The 15,407-nt window shown below is 57.8% G+C and carries 10 protein-coding genes; 8 read left to right on the top strand and 2 right to left on the bottom strand.

Translation table 11 applies throughout. From position 1 onward, the window contains the following. The first annotated feature begins 649 nt into the window (after positions 1-649). The 7 genes from ACQZ6F_RS15580 to ACQZ6F_RS15550 all read left to right on the top strand — a co-directional run bounded on the left by ACQZ6F_RS15580 (position 650) and on the right by ACQZ6F_RS15550 (position 9,320). Positions 650-1,507, top strand: a complete 858-nt coding sequence (locus tag ACQZ6F_RS15580; RefSeq protein ID WP_449093438.1) for a class I SAM-dependent methyltransferase — start codon at positions 650-652, stop codon at positions 1,505-1,507. A gap of 217 nt (positions 1,508-1,724) precedes the next feature. Beyond that, on the top strand, positions 1,725-2,702 hold the full coding sequence (locus tag ACQZ6F_RS15575) for a hypothetical protein (RefSeq protein WP_449093439.1): 978 nt from the start codon (positions 1,725-1,727) through the stop codon (positions 2,700-2,702). A 1-nt stretch (position 2,703) separates the two neighbouring features. Then, positions 2,704-3,993, top strand: coding sequence for a capsule biosynthesis protein (locus ACQZ6F_RS15570; RefSeq protein WP_449093440.1), 1,290 nt, complete (start codon positions 2,704-2,706; stop codon positions 3,991-3,993). 13 nt (positions 3,994-4,006) lie between these two features. After that, positions 4,007-4,660, top strand: coding sequence for an ABC transporter ATP-binding protein (locus ACQZ6F_RS15565; RefSeq protein ID WP_449093441.1), 654 nt, complete (start codon positions 4,007-4,009; stop codon positions 4,658-4,660). A gap of 113 nt (positions 4,661-4,773) precedes the next feature. Beyond that, on the top strand, positions 4,774-5,955 hold the full coding sequence (locus ACQZ6F_RS15560; RefSeq protein WP_246662659.1) for a capsule biosynthesis protein: 1,182 nt from the start codon (positions 4,774-4,776) through the stop codon (positions 5,953-5,955). Positions 5,956-6,035: 80 nt separating this feature from the next. Further along, positions 6,036-7,079, top strand: a complete 1,044-nt coding sequence (locus ACQZ6F_RS15555) for a hypothetical protein (protein ID WP_449093442.1) — start codon at positions 6,036-6,038, stop codon at positions 7,077-7,079. 54 nt (positions 7,080-7,133) lie between these two features. Next, the gene (locus ACQZ6F_RS15550; RefSeq protein ID WP_449093443.1) at positions 7,134-9,320 is read left to right on the top strand and encodes a glycosyltransferase family 2 protein; all 2,187 of its coding nucleotides are present in this window, start codon (positions 7,134-7,136) and stop codon (positions 9,318-9,320) included. A 27-nt stretch (positions 9,321-9,347) separates the two neighbouring features. Here the strand turns inward: ACQZ6F_RS15550 and ACQZ6F_RS15545 are convergent, their stop codons facing one another. Beyond that, positions 9,348-12,803 carry an AAA family ATPase gene (locus ACQZ6F_RS15545; RefSeq protein WP_449093444.1) on the bottom strand — a complete coding sequence of 1,152 codons (3,456 nt, stop codon included), beginning with the start codon at positions 12,801-12,803 and terminating at the stop codon, positions 9,348-9,350. Next, positions 12,803-14,038 carry a metallophosphoesterase family protein gene (locus ACQZ6F_RS15540; RefSeq protein ID WP_449093445.1) on the bottom strand — a complete coding sequence of 412 codons (1,236 nt, stop codon included), beginning with the start codon at positions 14,036-14,038 and terminating at the stop codon, positions 12,803-12,805. Before ACQZ6F_RS15540 ends, ACQZ6F_RS15545 begins: the two co-directional genes overlap by 1 nt. 219 nt (positions 14,039-14,257) lie before the next feature. Between ACQZ6F_RS15540 and ACQZ6F_RS15535 the strand changes: the two genes are divergently transcribed. Continuing rightward, positions 14,258-15,244: an aldo/keto reductase gene (locus tag ACQZ6F_RS15535; RefSeq protein WP_449093446.1), complete on the top strand. Its 987-nt coding sequence runs from the start codon at positions 14,258-14,260 to the stop codon at positions 15,242-15,244. Positions 15,245-15,407 lie beyond the last annotated feature (163 nt).

The raw sequence follows: 15,407 nt of genomic DNA, 5'->3' as shown, positions 1-15,407 counted from the left end.
CGGACCGACATCGTATATATTAAATCTAACGATGCTTTGAAAAGCATAATGGACGTCCCACAACAAGCCCATAATACTGCAAATACAATCAAAAAAGTCACATGCGATCATCTTAACACACTTGGGAGTTGGATGAACGCGCGCCCCTCCCCGTGTATAAGGATCAAATGCGAACGAAGCAATTTACGCGGGTATTCCTTGAGGGCTTTAATTAAAATTTTAAGAATTATGGTAAATGACCGCTGGATAACGGCATTAACGACGGCCTGCACGAGTAACGAATTTATGTTTCGTCAATTCGTGCCGAACCGGCTTTCGTCGTCTCGCCATTGCCTATAAAGGTTGCACGTCCCGAACTGAACTTTAGCCAGCGATGGCAGGTCACATCGATCAGAAGCTGTCGAATATCGACTTTCCGCGAGATAATCAGTTAATGGCAACAACAGAGTATACGGAGCTTTCCCGGCCTCCGATGGAACAGATCTGCGGTTGCAGGAAAGTGCCGCCGATCATTCGGCAAAGAGTCGGGGACGTTCACAAAATACACCAGTTTACTGCGGAATTTATATTCAAGGCTGAAAACGGATGAAAGCAACCGCGCTTCCGTTTGAATTCGGCCCACAAATTTCTTCAGATCGGCTAATGGCCGATGAAAATTAAGGTTGCCTCCATGCTCGGCTTTGCAAGACGTTCGCAAAAGAAACCGTCGAAAACCCCCTTGGAGATATTCGATCAATACGAGCAGGGCATGCCAAGCTTCCAAAACGCAATCGATGCCCTGCCAGGCTGGAATTGCGCTTTTCCGCCAGAATTCAACCTCAGCGCTGGAAATCTGCCTCTCTATGCTGACGACCGCATTGCATGGGCGTTGCAGACTTTCGGCTCGATAGAGGGTAAGATTGTTCTGGAGGTCGGCCCTCTGGAGGGTATGCATACCTACATGCTGCATTGCCATCGTCCCGCGAAAATCGATGCGATTGAAGCAAATCGTCTTTGCTTCCTCCGATGCCTGGTCACCAAGCAGGTTCTGAGCATCGACAGCGCTGCATTTATGCTGGGCGATATTCAGTCATGGCTGACGGAACGGGAAGCCGCTTATGACTTAGTCATAGCATCAGGCGTCCTGTACCATATGGCGGATCCCGGCGAATTTCTTCGGCTGCTGGCCAAGCGTTCCAATGCGGTTTTCATCTGGACCCACTTCGTTCTCGAAGAAGCAATGCCTGAGGGTGACGTTCGCCGCCTGCCTTTCAGCGGTAAAGTTGAGACAAGGATGGTTGGTGGCCTTGCGGTACGCTACTACGAGCGCAGCTACCATCATGCCAATGCGAATGCATCCTTCTGTGGCGGCATGAAGGACCGGCACTTTTGGATGCACAGAGACGACATATTGATGCTCTTGCGCGAGTTTGGCTTTGATGACGTCATCATCAGGGATGAGGATTTCAGCCATCCCGGTGGTCCAAGCTTTTCGCTGATGGCCCGTAAATCGCGTGATGAGGCCTGAATGCCGGAATTCGATAAAGACGATGCCGACAGCTGCCTCGATGCATTGAGTGGCGCGGTGGATAATTTGATGCATTTCGGTCGTCGATCGGGACCCAGCCCATGCCGAATGGGGGCATCGGAGGATATCCGTGCTCTTTAACCTCGAATATGATCATGGGCACTTGATCGAGGGTTACCTGATCCCCGACGGCTTTTCCGATAAGCCGCAGATCAAGGTGTCGGATGCCGACGGCGAATTGATGGTTCTGCCGTGCGATCAGATCAAACAGGCGGTTATCGATTCAGGACGTCATGAAGACGGTCGCGTCGGTTTCAAACTCGATACGACGATCATTCCCGATCTGGTGGAACGTAGTTCGCTGATGATCCACGACGCCAAATCCGGACTATTGATCTATAGGCGACCTCAGGTGTCGACGACAATTCCGCTGAAGGTCGTGCGGCTTGAAACGCAGCTGCTGCCGATGGTCAAGTTCGACTATCACTGCGGCCGCCATTTCCAATATGAGCTCGCGTCCGTGGAGCGTTTCGGCCACGAGACCACGCTTCAAGCCTTTCATCTGAATGCCATCCAGTCGATCTACATCAGCGGTCGCCTGCTCATGCGCAATTACGAGGAGTTTCTGGATAAGGGATTCAAGGCAATCGTCCTGCTCACGGACCCATATTATGAACTGGCCTTGCGAATATTCCTGCTGAAACGAATGGCAAAAACTCAAATCTCCTTCTTCGGCGATCGCGACAAAATCATCCTCGCACCTGCTGCGGAACATTTTGCCGATGTCACTCTTGATAGCGAGGCCTCGCTCAAAATGGCTCTCAAGAAAGCACCGCAAAACGTAAGAAACGTGATAGCCTCGCCCGTCACCCGTCAACTTGCCACGACCATACCTGAACAGGCTGTCACGCGCGCCGATGTAGCGACAGCGATCGATCTGCTGTCGCGTTTTGCCATCGTTGGACGCGATACTGACAGTCTTTATTTCCAGCATGCCGTCGGCGAATTGCTCGGGATTTCGGTCGATGACTTCCCCTTGCCCCCAAGGCATAGTGCACTTGAAGACATTGCGACACGGCTGCGTTCATTGCATATTGCTGAGCTTATGCTTGAAGAAGATTTGATTTTCGATCACTACGTGCGTGAAGCGATGAAGCCAGCCACGTCTGAATTGCCGGAAACGATTGCAAGCTGACATGCCAAAACCAGTCATCGAAGAGGCGGTAGTTCAGGATTCTCCGCAGGTTAAGCCCGGCCGGCACATCCTGCCGGCGTTGTTTCGACGCAAGATGCCCAGTCAACGCGGGCGCAACGACCTTGAAGAAATCGAATACACGCCGGTCCATGATGGACCGAAACCGGAAACCCGCTCCGGTGGCAAGCCGCCGTTGAGGCTGCTGGGCTTCCTGCTGCTCGTTATCCTGCCGTTTTTGGCGAGTTCGCTCTATTATGCCTTTATCGCCTCGGACCAATATGTAGCGGAAGCACGTTTTGCCGTGCGAGCGGTATCGGGAGCCAGCGACAGCGGCGACGGCGACGATTCTCTCCGCGCCGGAGGAGCGACCAATGCCCTCAACATGCGTTCGGCATCACAGGACGCCTATGTTGTAACCAGCTTCATCCATTCCACGGAAATCTTGAAAAGAATTGGCGCGAAACTCGACTACCGCTCGATGTTTACAAAGCAGGATGCGGATTTCCTGACGCGATTTCGCGCTTCCCAATCTGACGAGGAATTCCTGAAATACTGGAACGACCACGTCACCGCTTATATCGACGTCACCTCCGGTATCATCACGCTGAAGGTCCGGACTTTCGCACCCGATGATTCCGTAAAGCTCGCGGATGCCATCATCGATGAAAGCGAAAAGCTCATCAACGAGCTCTCCGAGCGGGCACGCAGTGATATCGTCCGAAGCATGAAGGCCGATGTCGAGAAAAGCGGCAAGGCTTACGGCGACACGCTCATTGCCCTTAATCAATTTCAAAACGCCTCCGGACTGCTCAGCCCACAGACGCAGGCAAAAGACAGCGGTACGCTTCTCACGGGCCTGCTGGCCCAGAAGATGGAATTTGAAACACGCCTGTTCGTCATGCGGCAATCTAACGCTGAGAACTCTCCAACCTATCAGCAGCTAACCCTGGCCAAGGACAGTCTGGACACGCAGATCGAAAAGATGAAATCGGCATTGACCGGGCCGGAAAATGCCAGCCTGGCGAAGGCCTTGCTGGAATATTCCAGACTCGATACCGAACGCATGATCGCCGAGAAGCTGTATGAGAGCTCGCAGAAGAATTACGACGCGGTGCTTGCCGAGGCTCTTCGCAAAACACTCTATCTTGCTGTCTTCGTCAAACCCGTGCTGCCGGAGGAATCGATTTTCCCTCGCAGGGTCAGCACACCCCTTATCATCCTGCTTGCCCTGATTGTAACATGGGCGACGCTTTCTCTCATCTGGGCATCCGTGGAGGATCACCGGATATGAGACGGGATGCGTTATGATCCGATTCAACAATGTCTCCAAGTTCTTCAAGACTCAGGCCGGCAAGAAAGTCATCCTCGATCGAGTGAGTTGCGAGTTCCAGTCGGGCTATTCCTACGGTTTGCTGGGGGTCAATGGCGCCGGCAAATCGACCACGGTGCGGATGATTGCCGGAACGATGTTGCCCAATTCGGGCAGAATCTCCAAGGACGTACGGGTATCCTGGCCCTTGGGTTTGAGCAGTGGCTTCAATCCTCTGATGACAGGACGAGCCAATGTTCATTTCGTCGCCCGCGCCTACGGCGAAGATGTGAGACGCGTGTCCCGCTTCGTCGAGGAGTTCGCAGAACTGGGCGATTATCTAGACGCTCCGGTGCGTACCTACTCCTCGGGCATGGGCGCTCGCCTGGCGTTCGGCCTTTCGATGGCCATAGAATTCGAGTGCTACCTGGTGGATGAGGTTCTTGCCGTCGGTGATGCTCGTTTTCAGGAGCGCTGCCGCATCGCGTTCGAAAACAGACGGAAGACTTCCGACATCATTATGGTTTCTCATAGCATGAGTATGATCAATACGCATTGCGACAAGGGCATGGTACTTGTCGACGGCAGGCTTATTGTTTTCGATAAGGTGGAGCAGGCTATCGAAGCCTATTATAGACTGAACCGATAAGACACGAGGAATTGCCGGCAAGGTCCGATATGGCTCACGACACCGAAAACGCACCCAAGACGATTCAGCTCAGCGCAACGGAACACAGCCGCAGCGTGGCCACGAATCTATCCGTGACCGCGCGGAAGCTGCGTTTCTCGACATCGAGACGAAGCCAATTGTTCAAGGCCGTCGGCCTGCGGCCGCGTCCGATGCAGCAGATCATCGGCAAGGTGATCCTGGTGTCTACTTTGCTGCTGCTCGTCGTCCCGAATATCGCTTCAATCTGCTATTTTACCTTCATGGCATCCGATCAGTACCAATCGGAGACCCGTTTTACCGTGCGGTCTTCCACGCCGGCGCTTGGAGGAAACCAACTGGCAAAAGTCACCGGTCTGCCTGCTGCGCAAATCGTCCAGGATACGTTGATCGTCACCAATTTCATCAAAAGCAAGGATATGGTGGCAGCACTCGAGGGCAAGGTCGACTTCCAGAAGATCTATGGGAACCAGTCCATCGACCGGCTGGCAAGGCTCAAATCGGATGTGAGTTCGGAAAAGCTGCTCGATTATTGGGAAAATATGGTCTCGGTCAAAATCGACGCTAATAGTGGCATCGTAACGGTCAAGGCTCGCGCTTTTTCGGCCGCAGACGCGCAGAAAGTGCTGCAGCAGGTCGTCGCGGCCTCCGAAACCGTGGTCAACGACGTCAACAACCGCATCTGGCGCGATGTCATCGCGACGGCAGAGGCAAATCTCGATAACGCCAAGAACCAGTTGCAGGGCGCACGGGACCGGCTTCTGGCTGCTCGCAACCAAACGGGTGTTCTCAGTGTCGAGGGATCGTCGACCGTTATCACCAACCTGATCTCATCCGTACAGAAGCAGCGGATAGATCTTCAGCAACGATATGATGCCCAGCTCGGCGCTGTGTCGCCCAACGCCCCGCAAATGCGTGTTCTCAAACGCGAAATCGAAAGCCAACAAGCGCAACTGGATCAGCTTAACAGCCAAATTGCCGGGCAGAACAAATCCGAGCAGAACCTTGCCGATGTTTCAGTCGATATGTCTCAGCGCGAACTGGAGCAGGGCTTGGCGGAACAGCAGTTCGCAACCAGCATGAAAACGCTGGAGCAGGTTCGGTTCGTCAGCAAGCAGCAGCTTCTCTATCTCGACACGTTCCTCGCACCGGATTTGCCGGATGAAGCCGAATATCCGCAGCGGCTGCTCTGGATCGGCGCGATTTTCGCTGTGACACTGCTGCTTTGGGGAGTGGCCCTGGCCGTCCTGATGAACATCCGAAATCGGCTGGCTTAGAATTGCGCGGATGGCCCATGCAAATTCTGCGCGATATGCTCTATCACATGCTTCCAAGGCCGCTACCGTTCGGAGCGGCAATGAGAGATTCTCGTCGTGCGGCAAAGCGGCTCTTAATCCTGTCGCGCCATCCCAACCCCAGCTTCAGCTACTATCTCGATGAGCGCGCCAAGACACTTGGCGATATCCCGGTCATCATGAAAGGCCTCGACGATCCCCTCGAAGCGATCGACAGCGAAGGTCTCTTCGTCATCATCTGCCGCTACATCAAGCACCCGCAGTTGCGCTGGCTTGAAGAAAGACGGGATGATCTCGCCGGAGTAGCCTATTTCGTCGATGACGATATTCGTGCCGTCGTCACCGGCAAGGAAGCGAGCTTGCCCTACAAATACAGGCTGATCAAATTAGCCGTTCGTCCATTGCCGAGGGTCAATCGACTGCTGACGCATATCTGGACCTCGACCGAGGCCCTGGCGGGTACCCTTGCCACGACGGGCCACAAGATCGATATCCTGGCGCCCATGCCGGCAAATCTCTCGGATGCACCCTCCATCGCCGAAGGCGACGACGCACCGCCCGTCAAGATGGTCTATCATGCAACCGGCGTTCACCGTCACGAACATGAATTCCTGATGCCGATTGTCAAAGCCGCGATGGAAAAACATATCCATCTGCATTTCGAAGTTTTTGCCAATGGTACCGTTGCACGCCGCTGGGCCCGCCAAGGGATCGATCCTGCCAGGATAACCATCATCCCGCCACTATCGTGGCCGGCCTATCTTGCCAGGACGACGAAGCACAATGCCGATATAGCGCTGGCCCCTTTGCTGTCGGGAAAAACAAATGCAAGCCGGGCCGACACCAAGCGTATCGACATCAGCCGTTTGCAGGCTGCAGCGATCTTTTCACAATGCCCGACATTCGCGCGATGTGCCGTCCCCGGAGAACTTCATATCGGCAACACCGCCGAAGAATGGCTGGCGGCGATTGACCAGCTGATCAGCGATCGAGAATGTTATCTTGCAGCTCGCGATGCCACGCGCAACTCGATTGAAAAAATGCGGCAGCACGCGACACCGGCATTTCCGGGCATACATTTTGAACCGCTCAGTGGTGCAGCTTAAGGCTGATTTTTTAAGAATAATGCTCGTTGCGGGCCTCTGGACATAAATAGGCTTATGGCACTGAAAATTTTACCCAACGCTGACCTGGAACGTGCAATCGCGGTTGGCGCCGGTTCCGATCTATGGAAATCCCTGGGTGACGATCCAGCTTTTGAAATCAGGTTTTCGCCTGTCAGAAAGCGGCTGCTCGTCATTCACATCGCCGCGGGCAACGAACCGATAGATCCGAAATTCTATATCAATCGCGGCCGCGGATTTCGCGAAAAGGATGCCGCCTCGCTGCCGGAGGCACGCCGCTTCATCATCACGGCAGACATAGGGTCGGTTGGGACGATTTGCGCGCTGCGCGCCGATCCGGTCAGCTTCCCGACTATATTTCGTTTTGAGGTCAAGGCTTTCGCATCAGCGAAGTCGGCAGAGACCTATATTGCACACTTGAACGCGGCGGGGGAAAAGACCGAGCGCATCGATCTCGGCAAACTTCCGCAACATTGGACCAAGATACCAAATCTGAAATTCGGCAAACGGGCCGCCAATCTGACGGCGCAATATGCCGACGCAAACTACCGACTTGCAGCCGATCTCGTGGCCTCACCGGCGTCGGCAACAACTGGCACCTGGCTGAGCGTCGTCGTTCCCGTCTTCAATGCACCAGTACGATACCTGAATGATCTCATCGAGTCCTTCGAAGCCCAAGGGGAACAGGGCACGGAACTCATTCTGAGCGACGACGGCTCGACATCGCCGGAGACGCGGCAATGGTATGAGGCGCGGCATGCGAAAGATAACATTCGCCTCATGCTGAACGAGCGCAACGGCGGGATCGCGGCGGCCACCAATTCCGGCCTATCTCACGCAAGCGGCCAATGGGTCGCCTTTCTCGATCATGACGATGTGATCGCTCCGCATGCCTTCAAACTGATCAGGCATACGCTGGAGCAAAATCCGCACGCCAATTTCCTCTATACCGACGAACTGGTGGTCGACGACACGCTGAAGCCGACCGGAGTGATGCTGAAGCCTGCCTATGATCCCGTGCTGCTTACGGGCGTCAACTATATCAACCACTTCTCCATCTATCGCCACAGCCGGCTGCGGGAGATCGGGTACCTCAGAACCGGTTACGATGGCTCGCAGGATTATGATCTGCTGCTGCGCTATCTGGAGGGTGTTCCGGAGCAAAGCATCCTGCACCTGCCCTACCCCGCCTATTGGTGGCGCCGCAATGGCCGGACCTATTCGCGCAAATTCATGGATGCCGCGACGGTAAATGCGCGCAGAGCGCTAACCGAGAGATTCCAACGGCAACAGCGAGCGATCGAAGTTGAGGGAACGCTGACCAAGACGCTGCATCGGGTCGTCTTCGAAGCGCCTCGCGACTGGCCGAAGGTTTCGATCGTCATTCCCAGCAAGGACAATCTCGACCTCATCTCCCGAGTTCTGAATGACCTGTTCGAAAAGACGGATTACCCCAATTTCGAGGTGCTGGTCGTCGACAACGGTTCCACCAACCAGGCTGTCCTTGATCTCTACGACCGCTATAGCCAAACGCGTCCGAATTTTTCAGCCGCCGTCACACCCGAAGCCTTCAATTTCTCGCGCTCGGTCAATCGCGGCCTGAAGACGTCTACAGGAGAGCACTTTCTGATCCTCAACAATGACGTCGAGGTCATCGAGCCAGGTTGGCTGAAGGAGATGGTGTCCTGCCTTGCCTATGACCGGACTGGCATCGTCGGTGCCAAGCTGCTCTTCGCGAATAACAAGATGCAGCATGCGGGTGTTATCGTCGGTTTCGGCGGCCTGGCCGGACATTGGTATATGAACAAGCCAAGGGAATTCGGCGGGCCTATGAACCGGCTGCATGTCCGCAATAGCATGACCTGCGTCACCGGCGCTGTCATGCTGATCTCGGGCGACTGCCTTCGGAAGATCGGCCTGTTCGACGAGGAAAACTTTGCCGTCGCCTATAATGACGTCGACTATTGCCTGCGCGCGCACAAGGCGGGTTTTCGCATCGTCTGGACGCCGTTTGCCTGCCTTTACCATCATGAATCTCTTTCACGGGGATCGGACAAGTCAGGCGAGCGCAAGAGACGGTTCGAGCAGGAGAAGGGCAATCTGCGCCGGCTGCATACGACACAGGCTTTTGCCGACAGGGCGCTCAATCCCGCCTATAGCCGCGACAAGTCGGACCCACGGATCGTGGTGCCGACACAGCTATTCATTCCGTCGATGTCGTGAGGGATTGCGGGGCCGTCCGGCCCCATCTCAAAGTTGGATCAGGTCCAAGCCTTCACCCACCTCGCGTTTGGCAATCTCGACCACGCTCATCTCGTGCGTGAAGAGAATCGTCTGGAAACGCTCGGCAGTGGTCGCAAGCACTTTCAATCCCGCGCTTGCCCGCTCATCGTCAAAGGTCTGAAAGATATCGTCGACGATCAGCGGTGCCGGCTCGTTACGGGCGGAATAATCCTCCAGGAAAGCCAATCGCAGGGCGAGATAGAGCTGGTCACCCGTGCCCTCGCTCAGGCCATCCAATGGCACACGCTCACCGCCCACGCGTTCCGCCAGCAACTGCAGCGCATCGCTTTCGTCATGCGCCTCGACGAGGCGGAGGAAACGGCCTCCGGTCAGCTGTGAAAACAGCTCGCCTGCCCGCTTGACGACCGGATCCGCTTGCTTTTCGCGATAGGATTCCATCGAGCCCGCCAACATCCGCACGGCAAGCTTGAGGACGACCCATTGCCGCGCCAGATCCTTTGCCTCCTGTTCGGCCGATAGCTTTTCGAACACCGCGTATTCAGCGCTGACACCGGTCTCAAGCGCCTGCCGCTGACGGCCATTTTCCGCCAGCCGCGCCGAAAGTGCGCCATGCGCCGTGAACTGCCGCTGGTCCTCTTCGGCCAGCCGCTCTATTTCAAGATCTGCGGCAACCCGCTCGAAATCGCCAAGCTGGATCCGAACCTCGTCTTCCGCCTTGCCATCAGCTTGCTGACGGAAGCGATCGCGGCTTTCGATCAAGCGGCCACTCAAGCGCGTGCGCTCGCGCAGCCGCGACAGCAACGCAGGCAAATCCTTAGACCCCGGTAGATCCGCAGTCAGATGATCGAGATCGTCGATGATGGCGGTAAGCGCCTCCTGGTGACGGACAAGCAGCGCTTCCGCGCGCTGACGATCCTCCTCCAGGCCGTCGCGCTTCTTCAGCTCGCTGCGCATGGCATTGGCGCGGCTATGCAGCGCTTCGGCTGCGGCATCCGGCGGCAGATGATCCAGCTCATAGCCGGCGCTGGCTGCAAGCGTTGCGAGCCGGCGCTCGAAATCCGCCATGTCGCGCCGCATGCCGCTCACACGCCGCAAGCGGTTATCGCGCTCCGCCAAGGCATCCGGCAGTTCTTCCCAGGCTTTCAGGGCTGCGGACGCCATGTCCAATGTCGTGTCGGATGGCAGACCGAGATGTTCGGCGGCCTTGCCGAAAACCTCGTTCCAGTCGGCATGCTGCCGCTCCAATACCTGTTGCTGGCCGTCGAACCGGGCGAGCCGCTCGCGCGTCGCGCCAATCTCCCCCTCCCGCGTCCGGCTTTCACTCCAGCGTTCTGACAGCAGGCGCAGATGCTTTCGCAGCCCGTCCGCGATTGCGACCGGCGGTAGCCGGCCGCTCTTGTAGCCGGTCGCCTCCACGATGTCCTGCAAGGCGGGTAAGACGCGTTCTTCAGCCGCAGCGTACTCATCCCGCTCGTCAAGCAGATCGCGCAATGCCTTGCGCTCACGTCGCAGCAATTCAACTCCACGCCGCCACTCCAGCATCGCCGAAGGATCGAGTGCATCGATGCCGCAAGGCTCGAAAAGCATAGCGAAGGTTGCCTGGGCATCCTTCAGGGTTTTCTCACAGATTCCGAACCGCTCGGAGGCCTCTTTGCGCTCCTGCAGCAGGCGCGCCTGACGCAGGCGATAGTCGGCATGGCGCGCAACACGGTCCGCATCGCTCAACGCGGCATCGGCCAGACGATCGGCCTCGGCAAGGCTCTGGGTCAGCGTCGCAAGCACCTTGGCTCCCGGAGCCGGGCCATCCGCCAGGCTCTGCTGAATAGCGGTCCACTGTGCATCGCGACCTTCACGCGCAGCGACGATCTGCTCACGCGTTACGATCGGCCCGTTACGCTCGGCATCCGCGAGCGTGCGCTCTATCTCCGCCAGCTGCTCATCATAGTTTTGCAGCTTGCCGGCGGCCTCGCGCATCCTCGTGCGTGCGGCATCGATGGCATCGCGATGCCCGGTAATCTCCGTCGGCTCCGGTAGGGGCACGGAGAAAAGTGCATCGATGTCACCGACCGGTGGCCGCAATTGCCCGGCAACCTCCTTGAGATCGGTCTCGATGCGCCGTATCTGCGTTTGCAGCCCGTCAAGACGCGCCAAGGCAGAGAGATCGTTGCCCAGTGCCTCGAGCTGATCGATATAGGGTCTCGGATCGATCAATCGCCCCGCAAGACTATCCTTCTCCAGGGCCGCAAGCTGTCCGCGCTCACTCTCGACCTGCTCCGCGAGGGACTGGATTTGCCGCACAAGCTGCCTGCCCTGCTCCGCCAGCTCGGACAGGCGCGTACGGTCGATATCGCTCGGTTGACGCTTCTCCAGCTCGACCTCAGCAATACCGAGGCGACGGGCAAGCTGCGTGAGCTCCGTTTCGAAGTCAGCCAACTCCCGATCCACACCCGGCAGGTCGTGACGCTGGGCGCGATAGTTGCCGGTGTCGGCAAAGAGCTGGGTGATATCGCCCGAGATCTGCAGCAACCCGTCATCGACATGGATGCGGGACAGGTCGTCCTCGGCACGCGCAAGCACCTGCCGTCCCCGGAGCAGCTCCTCCTCGGCGGCTTGTTTGTCCCGCAGTCTCTGCTCGAGCTTGTCGCCCAGACTTTCGGGTATCGCGGCGATATCAGCCAAGCCCTCCAGCGCGACGGTTTCGGCGTCGATCTCCGCGAGCAGAGGCTGCAAGGTCTTCAGTTTCTTGAGCCGGTCCAGAGTCTGTCGCGTCTCGCGGCGTTCCGCCTGCAAACGCTCCAGTTCGGCTTCAAGCTCGGCCGCCTCCGCCAGCAGCTTCTTCCAATCCCCGGATTTGAGTTCGTTGTCGCGTTCGGCTTTCCGGGCATCCTCGTAGCGGTCGAGGGCCTGATAGAAACCGCGGTCCTTCGAGCGTCTGGCCGCGTAGATACCGTCGGCCTCCGCCTCCAGCGATTGGCGCAGCCGCGACAGTCCGGTGAGTCCGGAGGCGGCCGAAAACAGCAGGCTGCCAATCTCGCCGCCGCTGCGCAGCATGGTGGTCGCTCCCTGCCGCAGCCTCTGTGAATCCAGACCGAAGGCGCGCTCGAAGACATCGCGGCTCAAATTGCCGATGAACGGCGAAAGCGCATCCTCGGCAAGCGGTATCTCCTTGTCATCGGGGGCAAGAAGTGTGCTCTTGCGCCCGCGGCGGCGGCGGAAAGCGAGCCTCGCGCCGTCACGCGCGCTGATCGAAGCGCCGATCCGCAAGCTGCCGGGCTCATGCAGAAAGCTCTGCTCAGCCGCGGCGGGAAAACCAAAGAGCAGATCGGAAATCGCGCTTAGAGCCGAAGACTTGCCCGCTTCGTTCGGACCATAGATGACATGCAGCTTGGCACCGGCGCGGAAATCGAGCGTGCGGTCGGTCAGTGCTCCATAGCGAAGAATATCGAGGCGGTCGAAACGCATCAGCCAGCCCCCTGCCCGCGCGCGAGCAGCAGTTGCCGCGCTTCCTCGATGAGGGTCTCCATGCTGTCATCCAGCGGCTGTGCTGCCGCTCCAAGGCCACCCGGCAGGCGTATCGCAATCTCGTCGACCAACCTGCCCGCCTCAGTCACGATATCGGTGTCGCCTGCATGTTCGGCCAGCAATTGGCGGAGATCGAGTGCGCCATCCGTCTCGATGACTGATGCCGGCGGCGGCTCCAGCCGCAACTCCAGCTTTTCGAGCCAGATATCCTCATGCACGCGATGGCACGCGGCCTCGACCTCATCGCGCCATTGCTGACGGTTGGCGGTAATGGCGCCGTGCAGCGGCGTGATACCCGAAAGCCTGACCCGCAGCGCCGTCATGCGCCCGGCCATATTGTCGGCGAGCGGCTGCACCGCCTGCTCGACGCGACGCAGGATCGCTGTCTGATCGTCATCCGGGCCGATGCCTATATCGATCTGTGCGAAGCGCGCCTCGTCAACAATCAGCCGCTCATGCTCGATGCGGCCGTCTTCGACGGTCACAAGCACCGCGCCCTTGGCGCCGCGCTCGCGGATGTTGCGACCTTGAAGGTTGCCGGGAAAAATGACTAGCGGATCTCGCGCCACCACTTCGTAGTCATGCACATGCCCAAGCGCCCAGTAATCATAGCCGCGCGAGCGCAGATCATCGATGGAGCATGGCGCATAGGGCGCATGCGGCTCGCGGCCGGTCAGCGATGTGTGGAGAATGCCGATGTTGAACCAGCCTGTGACCGGTGCGGGATAGGAAATCGCCAGATTGTCGTTGGCCGAGCGTTCGGCAAAGCCTTGCCCGTGCAGCGCCACCTGTAGCGCGTCCAACTTGACGCTGCCAGGCTTGTTCGTCGGGAACTCATAGACATTGCTTGGCAGGGTGATGGTCTTGGTGATAACGCTTGCCGCATCGTGATTGCCGCGCAGCAGATAGACCGGGATGCCGGCCCGCTCGAGCCGCGCCATTTCACGATTGAAGAACAGGCCGATCTTGTTGTCCTTCCAGTCGCCGTCATAGACATCGCCGGCGATGACGAAGAAATCGACCCGCCGTTCGATCGCCAGCCCCACCAGCGTCGAGAAGGCCTTGCGGCTCGCTTCCACGAAGATGGCGGCGACAGCGGCGTCCTTCAGGGCCAACCCCTGAAAGGGGCTGCCAAGATGCAGGTCGGCGGCATGGATGAAACTGAAAGAAGGCATGGGCTCCGATCACCGTCAGATATCCGGTCTCCCCTTGTAAGGAAGCGGAGAGGCAATGAACACTGCGCCACTTGCTTCATCCAATGGTTTCGCAAGCGGGTCGGAGCTGTCATATTCCTGGGTCACGCGATTGCGATCCTGCATTGCCCCCTGCGCGCTTGCGGCAGGTTCGGTCGGCTGCTACTGCGCTGGCATTTCATTACCAAGAGGAGATCTTTCATGAGACATCATGCTTTCGGACGGACACCCTTCATCGTCACCGATGTCGGCTTCGGCGCCTGGCAGATCGGCGGCGCATGGGGCGATGTCAGCGAGGCCGATGGCCGCGCGGCGCTGAATGCTGCGCTTGATGCCGGCATGACCTTCATCGACACCGCCGATGTCTATGGTGACGGCCGCTCGGAAAAGATCATCGCCGATGTGCTGAAGGCCCGAGGCGGCGAGCGCCCGATGGTGGCGACCAAGGCCGGCCGCCGGCTGAACCCGCATGTGACAGAGGGCTATACCAAAGCCAATCTCGAAGGCTTCATCGATCGCAGCCTGAAGAACCTCGACGTCGAAAGCCTGGACCTTGTTCAGTTGCACTGCCCGCCGACCGAAGTTCTCTATCGGCCGGAAGTCTTTACAGGCCTTGATGAGCTACAGAAGGCCGGCAAGATCAAGGGATATGGCGTCAGTGTTGCGACGGTCGAAGAGGCGCTGAAGGCCATCGAATTTCCGGGCGTGCTCAGCATCCAGATCATCTACAACATCTTCCGCCAGCGGCCTGATCATCTGTTCTTCAAGGAAGCCAAGCGCAAGAACGTGGCTGTTATCGCCCGCGTGCCGCTGGCCTCCGGCCTGCTCTCCGGCAAGATCACTCGCGACACGCAATTTGCCAGCGACGATCACCGCAACTTCAATCGCCATGGCGAGGCTTTCGATGTCGGCGAAACCTTTGCCGGCGTTCCCTTCGAAGTCGGCCTTCAGGCGGTGGAAGAGGTGCGCAAGCTGGTGCCCGCGGGCTCCAGCATGGCAGCCTTCGCGCTGCGCTGGATCCTGATGAGCGACGCCGTTACGGTCGTCATCCCCGGTGCGCGCAATGCCGAACAGGCGAAGGCCAATGCGGCTGCCGCCGATCTTGCACCGCTATCCGCTGATGTCATGGCGGCGACGCGTGAGATCTACGAACGCCTGATCGCTCCGCACGTTCATCATCGCTGGTAATAGCCGATCCGGAAACGAGGGGCCGGGATGATCCGGCCCCTACCGAACCAAAGGCCGCTTCCCGGCACAACACTCGGTTGGCAAACTTCAAATCGTAGAGCGCTTTGTTTTACGTATTTCCGGACGGAAAACCGCTGCGCACTTTTCCTGGAAATACTCTAAA

It is taken from the genome of Rhizobium sp. A22-96 (genome assembly GCF_053521805.1).
This window is presented reverse-complemented; position numbering and strand designations above follow the sequence as displayed.

Bases quoted from the DNA above. Each gene is read 5' to 3' on its own strand.
- ACQZ6F_RS15580 (WP_449093438.1), top strand. From the start codon at position 650: ATGAAAATTAAGGTTGCCTCCATGCTCGGCTTTGCAAGACGTTCGCAA.
- ACQZ6F_RS15570 (WP_449093440.1), top strand. From the start codon at position 2,704: ATGCCAAAACCAGTCATCGAAGAGGCGGTAGTTCAGGATTCTCCGCAG.
- ACQZ6F_RS15565 (WP_449093441.1), top strand. From the start codon at position 4,007: ATGATCCGATTCAACAATGTCTCCAAGTTCTTCAAGACTCAGGCCGGC.
- ACQZ6F_RS15555 (WP_449093442.1), top strand. From the start codon at position 6,036: ATGAGAGATTCTCGTCGTGCGGCAAAGCGGCTCTTAATCCTGTCGCGC.
- ACQZ6F_RS15550 (WP_449093443.1), top strand. From the start codon at position 7,134: ATGGCACTGAAAATTTTACCCAACGCTGACCTGGAACGTGCAATCGCG.
- ACQZ6F_RS15545 (WP_449093444.1), bottom strand. From the start codon at position 12,803: ATGCGTTTCGACCGCCTCGATATTCTTCGCTATGGAGCACTGACCGAC.
- ACQZ6F_RS15540 (WP_449093445.1), bottom strand. From the start codon at position 14,038: ATGCCTTCTTTCAGTTTCATCCATGCCGCCGACCTGCATCTTGGCAGC.
- ACQZ6F_RS15535 (WP_449093446.1), top strand. From the start codon at position 14,258: ATGAGACATCATGCTTTCGGACGGACACCCTTCATCGTCACCGATGTC.